The organism is Shewanella loihica PV-4 (genome assembly GCF_000016065.1).
In the GTDB taxonomy this organism is placed as follows: Bacteria; Pseudomonadota; Gammaproteobacteria; order Enterobacterales; family Shewanellaceae; genus Shewanella; species Shewanella loihica.
In genome coordinates this window covers 113,720-128,378 of record NC_009092.1, presented here as the reverse complement: position 1 = coordinate 128,378, position 14,659 = coordinate 113,720, and the positions used below count along the sequence as shown (strand labels likewise).

General features: G+C 56.9%; 12 protein-coding genes. 10 read left to right on the top strand and 2 right to left on the bottom strand.

The genetic code is table 11. The annotated features are described in order from the left end of the window. Positions 1 to 3 precede the first annotated feature (3 nt). The 8 genes from SHEW_RS00580 (at position 4) to SHEW_RS00545 (ending at position 8,760) form a co-directional block, all read left to right on the top strand. The gene (locus SHEW_RS00580; RefSeq protein WP_011863925.1) at positions 4 to 639 is read left to right on the top strand and encodes an SCO family protein; all 636 of its coding nucleotides are present in this window, start codon (positions 4 to 6) and stop codon (positions 637 to 639) included. Positions 640 to 802: 163 nt separating this feature from the next. Then, entirely contained in the window at positions 803 to 1,102 is a 300-nt protein-coding gene (locus SHEW_RS00575) for an STAS domain-containing protein (protein WP_011863924.1), read from the top strand. Next, a complete protein-coding gene (locus SHEW_RS00570; protein ID WP_011863923.1) occupies positions 1,099 to 1,461 on the top strand; it encodes a response regulator in 363 nt (120 codons plus the stop codon). Before SHEW_RS00575 ends, SHEW_RS00570 begins: the two co-directional genes overlap by 4 nt. A gap of 21 nt (positions 1,462 to 1,482) precedes the next feature. Continuing rightward, complete coding sequence (locus tag SHEW_RS00565) at positions 1,483 to 3,543, top strand: chemotaxis protein CheA (RefSeq protein ID WP_011863922.1); 2,061 nt, start codon at positions 1,483 to 1,485, stop codon at positions 3,541 to 3,543. A gap of 28 nt (positions 3,544 to 3,571) precedes the next feature. Next, a complete protein-coding gene (locus SHEW_RS00560) occupies positions 3,572 to 4,129 on the top strand; it encodes a chemotaxis protein CheW (RefSeq protein WP_011863921.1) in 558 nt (185 codons plus the stop codon). A gap of 22 nt (positions 4,130 to 4,151) precedes the next feature. Further along, a complete protein-coding gene (locus SHEW_RS00555) occupies positions 4,152 to 6,746 on the top strand; it encodes a methyl-accepting chemotaxis protein (protein WP_011863920.1) in 2,595 nt (864 codons plus the stop codon). A gap of 108 nt (positions 6,747 to 6,854) precedes the next feature. Next, entirely contained in the window at positions 6,855 to 7,685 is an 831-nt protein-coding gene (locus SHEW_RS00550; protein WP_150099928.1) for a CheR family methyltransferase, read from the top strand. A gap of 28 nt (positions 7,686 to 7,713) precedes the next feature. Next, a complete protein-coding gene (locus SHEW_RS00545; protein ID WP_011863918.1) occupies positions 7,714 to 8,760 on the top strand; it encodes a protein-glutamate methylesterase/protein-glutamine glutaminase in 1,047 nt (348 codons plus the stop codon). Positions 8,761 to 8,818: 58 nt separating this feature from the next. Here the strand turns inward: SHEW_RS00545 and SHEW_RS00540 are convergent, their stop codons facing one another. Beyond that, positions 8,819 to 9,865 carry a polysaccharide deacetylase family protein gene (locus SHEW_RS00540; RefSeq protein WP_011863917.1) on the bottom strand — a complete coding sequence of 349 codons (1,047 nt, stop codon included), beginning with the start codon at positions 9,863 to 9,865 and terminating at the stop codon, positions 8,819 to 8,821. Positions 9,866 to 9,887: 22 nt separating this feature from the next. Here SHEW_RS00540 and SHEW_RS00535 point away from each other — a divergent pair, with 22 nt between their 5' ends. Continuing rightward, positions 9,888 to 11,234: an MATE family efflux transporter gene (locus SHEW_RS00535; RefSeq protein WP_011863916.1), complete on the top strand. Its 1,347-nt coding sequence runs from the start codon at positions 9,888 to 9,890 to the stop codon at positions 11,232 to 11,234. 33 nt (positions 11,235 to 11,267) lie between these two features. On the opposite strand, the gene nfuA is transcribed toward SHEW_RS00535, so the two are convergent. Further along, a complete protein-coding gene (gene nfuA, locus SHEW_RS00530) occupies positions 11,268 to 11,846 on the bottom strand; it encodes a Fe-S biogenesis protein NfuA (protein WP_011863915.1) in 579 nt (192 codons plus the stop codon). Positions 11,847 to 12,053: 207 nt separating this feature from the next. Here nfuA and SHEW_RS00525 point away from each other — a divergent pair, with 207 nt between their 5' ends. Then, entirely contained in the window at positions 12,054 to 14,591 is a 2,538-nt protein-coding gene (locus SHEW_RS00525; protein ID WP_011863914.1) for a M14 family zinc carboxypeptidase, read from the top strand. Positions 14,592 to 14,659 lie beyond the last annotated feature (68 nt).

The window sequence follows — 14,659 nt, the reverse complement described above, 5'->3', positions numbered from 1 at the left end:
GCGATGAAACCGCTATGGATAGTCCTAACCTTATTCATCTTCAGCGGCCTGGGGGCGATCGCGGCGGTTAACTTCACGGGCCAAGCCACGCCGCCCGAGCTGCTCACCAGCTATCGCTATCCCCAGCAGCGACCTCTGTCCCCCTTCGAGCTGACGGATCAGAACGGCAAGGCCTTCACCAACGCCCGGCTAAAAGACAAGTGGAGCCTGTTCTTCGTCGGCTACACCTCTTGCCCGGATGTCTGCCCCACCACCCTGGGCAAGCTGGCGGCGGCCTATCAACAACTGGAAGGCGTGGTGGATCTGCAGGTGGTGTTTCTGTCGGTCGATCCTGCGCGGGATACCCAGGTAAAACTCAAGGATTACATCAACTTCTTCAATCCCAACTTCATTGCGGTCACGGCGCCCCACAGCCAGTTACTGCCGCTGACCCGTGAGCTGGGATTCGTATATACCATGGTGGGCGAAGGCGAAAACTATCAGGTGGATCACAGCGCCTCCATGGTGCTCATCTCTCCCGACGGCACCCGGGTGGCCACGGTTAAACCCACCAGCCTAGATCCGCGACAGCTGCCGCAGATCCGCAACAAGAACCTCATTCATGATGTGATCGCCCTGGCGACTCACTATGGTGAATAGCGAGACTCACTCGTCAAAATTACTCTCATCACCGCTAATGGGCTCCCCTCCTGGGAGCCCATTTAGTTAAAAAACTGTTATTTTTCAGGCAAGCCTCTTATTTACCGTCTATCTTTTGATCCTAGTGGAGTCTTATTGACAGGGATTGTAGAGGAGCCCCCCGATGACCCAGAGTCCGATTCGCTTAGCGTCCGAGCTGACGATTCGTAACATCCAGCAGGTCCACCACGATATTGCCGAACAACTCACAGCGTCCGACACCTTGTGTATCGACGCCAGCCAGTTGACCCGGGTCGATACCTCAGGTGCGCAGCTGCTCTACTTTTTGCATCACTATTGCCAGACGCACCACCATGCCATCGAATGGACGCCGCCCGCAGAGGAGGTCGAACATACCCTGGCCGAGTTGGGGCTCGACGCGACACAGATCTTTGCGCTTGCTCAGGAGAGAATTCAAGAATGAAGAAGATACTCGCAGTAGATGATTCAGCCTCCATGCGTCAGATGGTGGGCTTTACCCTCAAGACGGCGGGATTCGATGTGACCGAAGCCTGCAACGGTGACGAGGCGCTGACCCAGGCGAAGAGCCAGGACTATGACCTGGTGATCTCAGACGTCAACATGCCAGTGATGGACGGCATCACCTTGATCCGCAACCTACGCAGCCTGCCCAACTATAAGTTCACCCCTCTACTGATGCTGACCACAGAATCGGGCAGCGAAAAGAAGCAGGAGGGACGCTCGGCCGGTGCCACCGGCTGGATAGTCAAACCCTTTAACCCCGACCAGCTGCTTGCCACGGTCAACAAGGTGTTACGTTAATCTGAGTCTGGATGGTGGGATATGGAAATCGATCTGAGTCAATTCAGCCAAGTCTTCTTTGAAGAAAGCCTTGAGGGCTTGGAAAGCATGGAGTCCGAGCTGCTGAAGCTAGATATCGCCGCGCCGGATCCCGAGGCGATCAACACCATCTTTCGCGCCGCCCACTCCATCAAGGGGGGCAGCGGCACCTTCGGTTTTAACCAGGTCGCCAACTACACCCACCTGCTAGAGACGCTGCTGGATGAGATCCGCGACGGCCGCCGCGAGATGACCAGCCATCATCAGGACATACTCCTGCTGTCGGTCGACCTGCTGCGTAACATGCTCGACGCCGTCATGCATCAGCAAACCTTCGACGATCCCATGCTCAGCGATCTGGAGCAGAAGTTTGCCGCCGAGCTATCCCAGGGCGAGTCACAAGAAGATGAAACCCAGCGCGAACCCGAGACGCCAGAACAGACGACCTGGCAGATCAGCTTCAAGGCCGGCACGGACATCCTCAGGTACGGTAACGACCCTTTGCTGATGTTCAACGAGCTGGGTCAGTGCGGAGAACTCAGTGTCGAGCTACTGCCGCAGGAGATCCCCGACTTCACTCAATATGACCCCGAGGCCTGCTACCTCGCCTGGTCGCTCACCCTCACCACAGACCAACCCCTTTCGCGTCTTAAGGAAGCCTTCGAATGGGTCGAGGATGAGTGCGACATTGACTATCAGGCTCAGCCCAAGGCGAGCGAGGCCAGTGAGATAACGACTGAGAAAGAGATAGAGGCGACGGCAGAAAGCGATATTCAGGCCAGTACTCAAACAACTACCCCAGCTAGTGTCCAACCCGAAAAACCCGCAAGCCAGACTAGGCCCAGCGTGGTCAGCAGCAAGACCCAGGACGCCGGATCCATCCGCGTCAGCATAGAGAAGATAGATCTGCTGATCAATATGGTGGGCGAGCTGGTGATCACCCAGGCCATGCTGGGCCAGATAGGTCAGCAGGAGGAGATGACGCCCGAGTCCTTCATCACCATGAAGCAGGGGCTGGAGCAGCTAGCCAGCCACACCCGGGATCTGCAGGAGAGTGTCATGCAGATCCGCATGCTGCCCATCAGCTTCGCCTTCAACCGCTTCCCCCGTCTGGTACGGGACATAGGCCAGCAACTGGGTAAAAAGGTGGAGCTGATCCTCAAGGGGGAAGATACCGAGCTGGACAAGACGGTAATGGAGAAGATAGTCGACCCTATGGTGCACCTGGTAAGAAACTCCCTCGACCATGGCCTGGAGACCCCGGAGGTGCGCCGTCAGAAGGGCAAGCCCGAAACCGGCACACTCACCCTCAATGCCTTCCATCAGGGCGGTAACATCATCATAGAGATCATCGATGACGGCGCCGGTCTCAACACCCAGAAAATTCTCGATAAGGCACGCGCCAAGGGACTAGTCGGCAGCGACGAAGAGCTGAGCGAAGAGGCCATTCACCAGCTGATCTTCAAACCCGGCTTCTCTACCGCAGAGACGGTCTCAGACCTCTCCGGCCGCGGCGTCGGCATGGATGTGGTGCTGAGAAACATTCACGAACTCAACGGCACCATAGAGCTGAAATCCACCCAGGACAAGGGTAGTCGCTTTACCATACGCCTGCCGCTCACCCTGGCGATTCTCGACGGTCAGTTGGTACGCATCGGCACGCACACCTATGTGGTGCCCCTAGTGGCAATTCACGAGTCGCTCGAGGTGCCCGCCGCCCATATCAATCGCCTGAGTGAAGAACATGAGGTGATTCGTCTGCGGGACGAATACCTGCCAGTGCTCAAGGTCTATGAGGCCTTCCATCACGAGGCAGATGCCAAACAGATTAAAGATGGCCTGGTGATGGTAGTCGATGCCAACAACGATAAGGTAGGACTCCTGGTCGACGAGCTGCTGTCCCAACAGCAGGTGGTGATCAAGAGCCTGGAAGACAACTACAGCAAGGTGGCCGGTATTTCGGGCGCCACCATACTCGGCGACGGTACCGTTGCCTTGATCATAGACATTGCCGGATTAGTCAGCCTCGCGGGCATCAACAGTACCCAAGAGCACGCCGCCTAGGAAACCAAATGAGAAGGGAGATTCATCCATGACACAGGCAGATGAAGCAGGCATCACACTCACCGCCAAAGACGATGCCAGCGACCAGTATCTTACTTTCATCATGGCCGATGAGGAGTATGGCGTCGACATACTCTCGGTGCAGGAGATCCGCGGCTGGGAGCCCACGACAGTCATTCCCAACTCCCCCAGCCATGTCAAAGGGGTCATCAATCTGCGCGGCACCATAGTCCCCATCATAGATCTACGGCAGCGATTCGGAATCGCCAGCCTGGACTACGGCCCCACGACAGTGGTGATCGTCATCAAGGTCTGTGTCGGCGACGAACACAAGGTGATCGGCATAGTGGTCGATGCCGTCTCAGATGTCTTCAGTGTCCACCACAGAGATCTGCGCGACGCCCCCGACTTCGGCGAAGAGACAGATCTCACCTTCATCAAGGGACTCGCAAATCTGGCGGATAAGATGGTGATTCTACTGGACATAGACACCCTACTTAGCAGTGAGGTGCTGCCCGAGGCCGCCCAACTGTCAAACATCATCAATAATATCGACGCTGCTTCAACACAGGCTGTCAGCGCCTAACCCGGCAAGAGAGGAACAGAGAATGGATGCAATGAACAGCAAGACTGGCAACGCAAACAATCTGCCGATCATTGGACTGCTTATCGCTGGCGTCGCAGCCCTATTGGCCTTTACCCAGCAGCCCTCGCTCTGGGTCGGCATAGCTCAGGTGGTTGCCATCGCCGTCATCGCCCTGGGTATTCAACAACAGGGGCAGACGCAACACAGTCTGCGGCAAGCCTTCGAGGAGATCCACCAGGCACTCGAAGGCAAGAATCCGCCGAGCTTTTCCGCCTTCGACTATCCCCATTGGCCTGAGATCAGCCAGAGCCTGACCCAGCAATGGCATGCCAACCAGGGCAATCAGGCACAGCTCAGGGCACTGGAGATCTGCCAGGCCAACGTGATGCTTGCCGACCCCCAAGGCAATATTAACTTCCTCAACCAGTCGCTGCGCCAGACCCTGGAAAAGGCCGAGTCCGACATACAGCAGGCGATAGCCAGCTTCAGTGTCGACACGCTTATCGGCACCAACATGGATACCTTCCACCAGCAACCCAGCCATCAACAAAACATCATCGCTAAGCTGCAGCGCCCTCACTCGGCGCAGATTAAGGTGGGTAGTCGCATCTTTTCCTTGATCGCCTCTCCCGTATTTGACGACAAACATCAACGCATCGCGACTGTGGTCGAATGGCAGGATAAGACCGAGGCCCTGGCCAAGGCCGATGCGGAGAACAAGCTGGCCCAGGAGAACAGCCGCATCAAGCAGGCGCTGGATGTCTGCCGCGCCAACGTCATGGTGGCGGATGCCGACTATAACATCATCTACCTCAACGACTCTGTCACCCAGATGCTTAAGGACAATGAGCAGACGCTGCAACAGACGCTGACCAAATTCAATACCAATAGCCTGCTCGGCAGCAATATCGATATCTTCCACCAGAACCCGGCCCATCAACGTAAGATGCTCGACAGGCTCACCGGCAGCTACGACACCAGCATTCAGGTCGCGGGGCTAGACTTCACCCTGATCGCCACCCCGGTATTTGAGAATGGCGTGCGCACGGGTACTGTGGTCGAGTGGCAGGATGTCACCGAGAAGCTGGCTAAGGAGGCGAAGGAACGTCAACTAGCCGCCGAGAATGCCCGCATCAAGCAGGCGCTGGACAATGTCTCCTCCAATACCATGGTGGCCGACGCCGATCTGAACATCATCTACATGAACAAGGCCGTCAGCCAGATGTTCAAGCAGGCGCAGAATGATATTGCCAAGGATCTGCCTAACTTCGACGCCAGTAACCTCATGGGCGTCAACATAGACAACTTCCACAAGAATCCCAGCCATCAACGCAACCTGCTCAAGACGCTGACCACCACCTACACCAGCCAGCTCAAGGTTGGCGGACGCACCTTCCAGGTAGTCGCCAACCCTATCCGCGATCCTAACGGTGAAAGCATAGGCACGGTTGTGGAATGGGCCGACAGAACCGCCGAGGTGGCGATAGAACATGAGATAGATTCCATCATAGGCGCCGCCAGCAAGGGGGATCTCTCCCTGAGGGTAGGCACCCAAGATAAGGAGGGCTTCTTCCTCAATCTCTCCAACGGCCTCAACCGTCTCGTCGGCATCGCCGACCAGGTGATAGGCGATGTGGTGAACATGTTCGACGGCCTGGCCAAGGGGGATCTCAATCGTCAGATCCAGGGCGAGTATCAGGGCCAGTTCGGCAAGCTACAGGCCGATGCCAATGCCACCGCTGCCAAGCTGACCGAGGTCCTCGACGGCATCAACCAGTCGGCCAATACAGTGACCTCTGGCGCCGAAGAGATCGCCCAGGGTAACGCCGACCTGAGTCAGCGCACCGAGGAGCAGGCCGCCTCCCTCGAAGAGACAGCCTCCAGCATGGAAGAGATGACGGCAACCGTCACCCAGAGCGCGCAAAACGCCACGGTCGCCAATCAGCTGGCCCAGGAGGCCAACACTAAGGCCGCCCACGGCGGCAAGGTGGTGGAGCAGGCCGTGACTGCCATGGAGGCAATCAACGAATCGAGCAAGCGTATCGCCGACATCATAGGGGTGATCGATGAGATCGCCTTCCAGACCAATCTGCTGGCCCTCAATGCCGCCGTCGAGGCCGCCAGAGCGGGCGAGCAGGGACGCGGCTTTGCCGTGGTGGCTGGCGAGGTGCGTAACCTGGCACAGCGCAGCGCCGGCGCCGCCAAGGAGATCAAGGAGCTGATCCGTGACAGCGTGACCAAGGTGACCGACGGTACCCAGCTGGTGAACCAGTCGGGTGAGACCCTGGAAGATATCGTACAGGCGGTGACTAAAGTCGCCGATATGATCAGCCAGATCAGCATCGCCTCGGATCAACAGTCGGCGGGTATTCAGGAGGTCAACAAGGCGATCTCCCAGATGGATGAGATGACCCAGCAAAACGCCGCCCTGGTCGAACAGGTATCGGCCGCCGGCGATGCCATGGCCGAGCAGGCACGCAACATGAAGTCTCAGCTCGGCTTCTTCCAGTCTCAAGCTCCGATGCATTCGGGCATGACCTCGGCACCGCTCTCCCTGGTGGCCGGCGATAGCCACGGTCCCCTGAACATCAGCAACGAGGAGTGGAACGAGTTTTAGGAACTGTGGGCGCCAGAGGAAGGCGCCCCATAGAGTCGATTCGATAGCCAGCAGCCAATATCAGGCTAGGGGATGCAATTGGAACAGAGCAACGAAAAGGAATTTCCGATGGCGCAGCAAGACTTCGAATTTATTCGACAGCTTGCCTATCGCGAGTCGGGCATAGTGTTGCCAGACAGGAAGCAGCACATGGTCTACTCGCGCCTCAGCAGACGCCTGCGCGCACTCAAGTTGAACAACTTCCATCAGTATTGCCAGAGACTAGAGGACGACGGCGGCGAGTTGATCAACTTCATCAATGCCCTGACCACTAACCTCACCTCCTTCTTTCGCGAGGCCCACCACTTCGACTATTTGGAGCGGCACCTAGTGCCTCAATGGCAACAGAGACGCGACCGTCGCCTGCGCGTCTGGTCGTCGGCCTGCTCCACCGGCGAAGAGGCCTACAGCATCGCCATGATCCTGGCTAAACACTTTCCGCCCGCCAGCTGGGATCTCAAAATCCTCGCTACAGATCTCGACACTAACGTGCTGGATAAGGCCAGGGCCGGTATCTACAGCCAGGAGGCGATGGCCAACCTGCCCAAGGCGCTGCTGAACCAATATGTGGAACCCGGGCCCCATCCCGGCGAGGTCATGCTGTGCGACTCACTCAAGCGGCTAATCCACTTCAAGCAGCTAAATCTACTAGGCGAGTGGCCCATGCATGGCCCCTTCGATCTCATCTTCTGTCGCAACGTGCTCATCTACTTCGATGCCCAGACCAAGGTGAAGATCATCCGCCAGTTTCGACGACTGCTCGCCGACGATGGCCACCTGTTTATCGGTCATTCGGAGACGCTGCATAATATCTCGAGCGATTTCAAATTGATCGGCCAAACCATCTATCAACCTCAACACGCCGCCCTGGTGCGGCAACGACTCGGTGTCGGTGCATGAGCCAGATGACGCAAAAGGATGGCGCCATATGATAAAAGTATTGATCATAGATGACTCACCTCTGGTCAGGCAGCTGCTTACCCATATGCTCTCACAGGCGCCGGATATCAAGGTGGTCGCCACCGCCGAAGACCCCTATGAGGCCAGGAGCCTGATCAAGCAGTTCAACCCAGATGTACTGACATTGGATATCGAGATGCCCAAGATGGACGGCATCGCCTTCCTGCGCAATCTGATGAAGCTCAGACCCATGCCGGTCGTCATGGTCTCGACCCTGACCCACAAGGGCGCCGAGATCACCCTGGAGGCGTTGGCCCTAGGCGCGGTGGACTTCATCTCTAAGCCCAAGTCGGATCTCACCAATACATTGCTGGATTATACCGATGAGCTGATCGACAAGGTGCGCACCGCCGCCGTCAGTCATGTTAAGCCGCTCACCCGGCCGGTTGTTCAGGTCGCTTCCAATAATAAGTTCTCCCTTACGGGGGACAAGTTGATCGCCATCGGTGCCTCGACCGGCGGAACCGAGGCGATCCAGCGGGTGATCACCCCGCTGCCGGCAAATACGCCGCCCATAGTGATCACCCAACATATTCCCGCCGCCTTTAGCCTCTCCTTCGCCAAGCGACTGGACAGCCATTCGGCGATGAAGGTGATCGAAGCCAAGGGCGGCGAGCTCATAGCGTCAGGCACCGCCTATCTGGCCCCTGGGGATGCTCATCTCACGGTGGAGAAACACGGCGCCAGGCTCTATACCAAGCTACTGGACTCAGATCCGGTCAATAGACATAAACCTGCTGTGGATGTGTTATTCAACAGTATCGCCGACTGCTTTGGTGCCAACACCATAGGCATACTGCTGACGGGAATGGGAAAAGATGGAGCCCTGGGGCTGGAACGCCTCAAGGCTGCCGGCAGTCACACCATAATACAGGATGAGGCCAGCTCTGTGGTGTGGGGCATGCCGGGCGCCGCCGCCGAGCTCAACGCTCACAGAGAGATACTGCATCTGGATAAGATCCCCGCCCGGCTGATGCAGCTACTCAATACCAGCAAGACGGCGGAGATCTCCTAGGGCTTGCGACTCATTTAGCGACTCTAGTCAATAACCTAGGTCGACTCATCTACCTGGGCTACTCCTTCACCCAGGTGCCGTCGTTTTTTGGCCGCACCCAGGCCTGGGAGAACCAATAATAGCGTCCGCTCGCCTTGCTTGGGGCTGTGCAGTTGTAGCGCGAACGCCCCGGCGGCAGGTCTGTCACCGCCTGTATACTGAAGGTATCTTCACTCTCCCAGCTAGGCTTCATGGCGCCTTGCCCCTGAACGAAGCACATCACTTGGCTGGCGACGATATCTGCCATATCTAAGGTCACCTGCATCTCGGGCCGCCACTGCCCCAGGGGCAGTTGGGTATTGCGCGGGGTGAGCGCTAACACAGGCATATTCAGGCTATAGAGCTTGGCCTTGAGCGAGGTGAGATCCGCATAGGCACCCGCCACCGGGAAGCGCGGCAAGGCGGTAAGCGAAGAATAACCGCCTGCAGCGCCAGACTGCTGGCCGAAGCCCACGAAGCCCAGTTTCTGCACCAGCGTCTCTATGGCCGTGTTATATTCGCCATAGGGATAGGCTAACATCTTCACGCTCTGACCGGTTTTCGCCTCTATCTCGGCCTCGGTGGCGAGCAGATTTTCTGTAATTCGGGTCAACCAGGTCTGTTCGTCTTCACCGTGTAGACGGCGAATAAGATGCTCATGGCCCCAGCTATGGTTGGCCAGGGTTACCCCCTCATCACTCAGGCGTTTCAGGGTCGCCCAACTCATCACATTCTTATGCTTGCGCTCTATAGGGTCGATGGAGATAAAGATGGTGTAGGGATAGCCGAACTCCTTCAAGATAGGATGAGCGGTATCGGCAATGTTCTGATAGCCATCGTCGAAGGTGATTGCCACCGTCTTGTCCGCCAGCTCTCGTCCCTGCTTTATCGCCTCGACCACGTGAGTCAAGGGCTTGACCTTGAAGCCATTCTCCCTCAGGTAGCTCATCTGCTCTCTGAACTGAGCAGGTATCACACTGGTCACCTTAGGGGTATCCTCGGATACATGATGATATTGTAGAATCACCACAGCATGAGCCGAATAACTGAGACAGGCCAATAGCGCCGCAATCACGCTTCTAAACATATTGAGTAACCTCTGAGAGTCTATGTCGCCACTAAACTTATTGTTAAATAAACAGAAAAACAGCCAGTTGTTCGCGCTCGCCGTGCCTATGATCCTGTCTAACATTACGGTTCCCCTGCTGGGGCTGGTCGATACTGCCGTCGTGGGACATCTGAGTAACGCCTATTATTTAGGGGGAGTCGCCGTCGGGTCAACGGTGATCACCCTGATTTTATGGATTCTGGGCTTCCTGCGCATGTCGACTACGGGGCTTGTGGCACAGGCCTTCGGCGCCAAGGAGCTTCACACCCAATACCGTTTATTGATGCAGTCGGCCAGCCTGGCGCTGCTGCTTTCCCTGCTGGTGCTACTCCTGCAGCAACCCATAATCACCGCGGCGATGGCACTCTCCGACGCCAGCGAGCAGGTGCAGTATTACAGCCAGGCCTATTTTAACATCCGCATCTGGTCGACCCCCTTCGCCCTGGTCAACCTGGCCCTGCTGGGTTGGCTGCTGGGGCGCCAGCAGCCTAAGGCCGCCATGTGGCAGCTCATCGCCGCCAACCTCACTAACATACTTTTGGATCTGCTATTCGTAATCGGACTTGGCTGGGGCGTCGAAGGAGCCGCTCTGGCCTCTGTACTGGCGGACATGACGGGCTTTGCCGTTGCCGCCAGCATGGTGGTTCGCACCATCAAGCGAGAGGGAGGTTTCGAGTTCCTGCCTCTACTTCGCAGCCTGTCGCTCAATAGCTATCAGCGCCTGGTGCGCCTCAATCTGGATATCTTTATCCGCAGCCTCTGCCTGCAACTCGCCTTCGCCTTCATGACCTTTCAGGGAGCTAACCTGGGCGACAATACGGTGGCCGCCAACGCCGTGCTGCTCAACCTTTTGCTGCTCATCTCTTACGCCTTGGATGGCATCGCCTATTATGGTGAGGCCGAGGTGGGCCGAGCCGTGGGCGAAAAGAGCCACCAGCGCATGACCCAGAGCGTCACTCTGGCCGGGCTCTGGTCGGCCATCTTTGCCCTGTTGTTTACCCTGTTTTTTGCCCTTTGGGGCGAGCAGATCATCAAGCTGCTGACCAATATCTCTGAGGTGCGCCAGGAGGCCCTGGCCTACTTGGGCTGGGTGGTCGCCCTGCCGCTACTCGCCTTCGGCTCCTACCTGTTCGACGGCGTCTATATCGGCGCCGCCCAAGGCAAGGCGATGCGCAACACCATGATACTCGCCACCTTCGGGGTCTTCTTCCCCACATGGCTACTGTTGCAGGATTATGGTAACCATGCCCTGTGGGCCGCCATGAGCCTGTTTATGGTGACCCGCAGCCTCAGCCTGGCACTGGACTACCGCTATCGATTGAGTAAGACCCTAACGAAAACGGGATGACCTAAGTCATCCCGCTGTATCTAATCATCAAGATTATTGGTAAGAATGCTCACCGTGTTGATGTTCGGTGACATCGCGCACCCCGGTGAGCTCGCCAGGGAACATATCCAGTAGCTGCTTCTCGATGCCATCTTTCAGGGTCACATCGACCATAGAACAACCGTTACAGCCACCACCGAATTGCAGGATAGCAATACCGGCTTCGTCGATATCCACCAGCATGATGTTACCGCCATGGCTAGCCAGTTGTGGGTTGATCTCAGACTGGATCACATACTCGATACGCTCTTTCAGCGGCGCGTCGGCATCGACCTTACGCATCTTGGCATTGGGCGCCTTCAGGGTCAGTTGAGAACCCAGCTGGTCGGTGACGAAATCAATAGAAGCATCTTCGAGGAAAGGAGCACTCTTCTCATCTACCATGGCATGGAAACCATTAAATTCGAGTTCGATGTCGTCTGCCTCTACGGCATCCGGCGGACAGTAAGACACGCCACACTCAGCCGAAGGGGTACCTGGGCTGATAACAAAAACGCGAATATGAGTTCCTTCAGGCTGGTCAGCGAGTAGCTTAACAAAATGCGCCTGAGCTGCATCGGAAATGGTGATCATTAAGACATGCTCCGTCAGGATAAACCCGAGTGATTTAGTAAGAATTAAGCCTATAATACTCCGACTATCATCAGCTTTGTAGCCCCTTTGTCTAATAGTCGCGAGATTTTTGCCTTGGCAGTATGGTCTAAAGTCAGGCCTGATGCTGGAAACTCATTGGCCTAACTGTTAATTTAGCCTTTATATACAATAATAAAGAGCATTACCATGCTGCGACTCTGCCTTTTGCTGCTTTCTATCGTCCCCCTGCTCCTAAGCTTTGCGACAAATGCCCAAAGCGTGATCTCAGTCGCGTCCGCTACCCAGAGTGACAGCAGCCTAGCGTCGCCTAGCGAGTTTCTCGGTTATCCCCTCGGCCAGTGGCATCTGCGCCACGACCAGATCAACTACTACCTCAAGCAGTTGGCCCAAAACAGCCCCAGAGTCAGCCTGGAATCCACCGGACAGAGCCACGAGACCAGGCAGCAGCTCACGGCGGTGATCACCTCCGCCGCCAATCAGGCCAGGCTGGCAGAGATAGTCCAGGGACGTCAACAGGTCAAGGCGGGTAAGGCACCCGAAAGCCCACTTATCATCTGGCTGGCCTATTCGATTCATGGCGACGAGGCCAGCGGCGCCCATGCGGCGCTTGAGGTCAGCTATCGCCTCAGCCAGAACCAGGAGCCCTGGGTGCAGGAGCTACTGGACAAGGCCGTGGTACTGATCACCCCATCGCAAAACCCCGACGGCCTGGATCGCTTCTCCACCTGGACCAACAACTACACAGGCAAGGTGAAGGTGAGCGATGAGAATCACAACGAGCACAGACAGAACTGGCCGGCCGGCAGGCGTAACCACTATTTTGCCGACTTGAACCGCGACTGGCTGTTCCTGCGCCATCCAGAGTCTCAGGGGCGCATCGCCCTGTTCCATAAGTGGCAGCCGCACTATCTGGGCGACTTCCACGAGATGGGCCATAACCAGACCTTCTTCTTCCAGCCGGGCGTGCCGACACGTACCCATCCGCTGACTCCCAAAGAGAATCAGGTGATAACCTCAAAGCTCGCCAGTTTCCACGCCAAGGCGCTGGATGAGAGCAAGCAGCGCTATTTCACCAAGCAGATGTTTGATGACTTCTACTACGGCAAGGGCTCGACCTATCCAGACATCAACGGCGCCGTGGGCATATTGTTCGAACAGGCCAGCGTGCGCGGCCAGCAGCAGGATTCTGAAAACGGCCTGCTGCGTTTTAGTCAGGCCATAAACAACCAGATCGCGACCTCCTTCTCCAGTCTCAAGGGGGCCCTGGCACTGGCAGATGAGCTGAAGCAGTATCAGAGCCGCTTCTATCAGCGCAAAGACAAACACCCACCTTCGGGCCGTGAGGCCGGCTTCCTGCTTGGCGCGCCGGGGGATCCGGGCAGACGTGACGATCTCGCCCAGCTACTGAGCCGTCATGGAATAGCCTTCTTCTATCTCAAGGACAAGATGCAACAGGGCAGACACCAATACAGCCAGGACGACAGCCTGTTTGTCCCCATCAATCAGCCGCAGAAGACACTGCTGCTGGCGATGTTCGATCTGCGCACCGAATTTGAAGACGCTACTTTCTACGACGTCTCCAGCTGGAACCTCGCCTTCTCCTATAACCTGCAGATGGCCCGTAACGTTAACCTGAATGTCGACGACCTGCTCACCGAGCCGCACGCCAGAGTGCCCGACACCCTGAGCAGCAATAACGTCGCGGTATTAATCGATTGGCGACAGCAGAACGCCGCGCCCATGTTGCAGACCCTGCTTAGCGAGGGTGTTCGGGTCAAGTTTGCTGCCAAACCCTTTAGCCTTAAGGTCGATGGCCAGTCTCTGAACATGGAGGCCGGCACCCTGCAGATCCCAGTTGCCCAAGCCGCCATGACGCCGAGGGAACTGATCGACAGGCTTACTTCGCTCGCCGAGCAGTATCGGGTGCAGCTACAGGGAGTCGATAGTGGACTCGCCAGCTCAGGGATAGATCTTGGCAGCCCGGATTTTCATGACATAGCCCCCATCAAGGCCTTGGTTGTCACCGGCTATGGCACCTCATCGGCCGAGGTGGGTGAGCTCTGGTATTTCATGGACAATCTTATCGGCGCGCCCCTGACCCAGGTCGATATCAGCCGCCTACCGAGCATAGAGCTGGCAGCTTACACCCATCTGTTCTTGATGGATGGCAGCTATGCCAACCTGGATGAGAAATATGCCCGCAAGCTTGGGCAGTTCGCCATTGAAGGCGGAGTGATCGTCGCGCAGAAAGGCGCGCTGCAGTGGCTCTCCAAGGGCAACCTGCTCAAGAGCGACATCAGAGAGAAGCGCTACTTCAGCCAGCTGTTTGCCACCGATGGTCTCTCTTTTGGCGATAAGGCTAAGCTGGATGCCCGCCAGGCGATCGGCGGCGCCGTATTGGCGCTGGATCTCGACACCAGCCACCCGATCACCTTCGGCCTAGGCACTAATCGCCTACCCGTGCTGAAGAACAAGGTATTTGGTCTGAGTAAGAGCCAGGCCCCCTTCATCACGGCCGCCAGCTATGCCGACGAGCCCCTGCTGGATGGTTTCCTAGCCGAGGAGTATCAGCGCAGCCTGAGTCAGACCCCAGCCATTGTCGTGGAGCGCCACGGCAAGGGCGCCCTGGTCGCCTTGGCCGATAACCTCTTGTTTCGCAATATCTGGCTCGGCTCGCAGAAGGTGTACGCCAACAGCCTCTACTTCATTCCGGCCCTACATTGATCTTCGCGCTTAACCCTTTTTCGACGCGCCAACGTTATAAGGGGTTAATCGCTAATCAGAGAATAGGA

Excerpts from the sequence above, each read along its gene's own strand:
- SHEW_RS00580 (WP_011863925.1), top strand. The coding sequence starts at position 4 with ATGAAACCGCTATGGATAGTCCTAACCTTATTCATCTTCAGCGGCCTG.
- SHEW_RS00575 (WP_011863924.1), top strand. The coding sequence starts at position 803 with ATGACCCAGAGTCCGATTCGCTTAGCGTCCGAGCTGACGATTCGTAAC.
- SHEW_RS00570 (WP_011863923.1), top strand. The coding sequence starts at position 1,099 with ATGAAGAAGATACTCGCAGTAGATGATTCAGCCTCCATGCGTCAGATG.
- SHEW_RS00565 (WP_011863922.1), top strand. The coding sequence starts at position 1,483 with ATGGAAATCGATCTGAGTCAATTCAGCCAAGTCTTCTTTGAAGAAAGC.
- SHEW_RS00560 (WP_011863921.1), top strand. The coding sequence starts at position 3,572 with ATGACACAGGCAGATGAAGCAGGCATCACACTCACCGCCAAAGACGAT.
- SHEW_RS00555 (WP_011863920.1), top strand. The coding sequence starts at position 4,152 with ATGGATGCAATGAACAGCAAGACTGGCAACGCAAACAATCTGCCGATC.
- SHEW_RS00550 (WP_150099928.1), top strand. The coding sequence starts at position 6,855 with ATGGCGCAGCAAGACTTCGAATTTATTCGACAGCTTGCCTATCGCGAG.
- SHEW_RS00545 (WP_011863918.1), top strand. The coding sequence starts at position 7,714 with ATGATAAAAGTATTGATCATAGATGACTCACCTCTGGTCAGGCAGCTG.
- SHEW_RS00540 (WP_011863917.1), bottom strand. The coding sequence starts at position 9,865 with ATGTTTAGAAGCGTGATTGCGGCGCTATTGGCCTGTCTCAGTTATTCG.
- SHEW_RS00535 (WP_011863916.1), top strand. The coding sequence starts at position 9,888 with ATGTCGCCACTAAACTTATTGTTAAATAAACAGAAAAACAGCCAGTTG.
- nfuA (WP_011863915.1), bottom strand. The coding sequence starts at position 11,846 with ATGATCACCATTTCCGATGCAGCTCAGGCGCATTTTGTTAAGCTACTC.
- SHEW_RS00525 (WP_011863914.1), top strand. The coding sequence starts at position 12,054 with ATGCTGCGACTCTGCCTTTTGCTGCTTTCTATCGTCCCCCTGCTCCTA.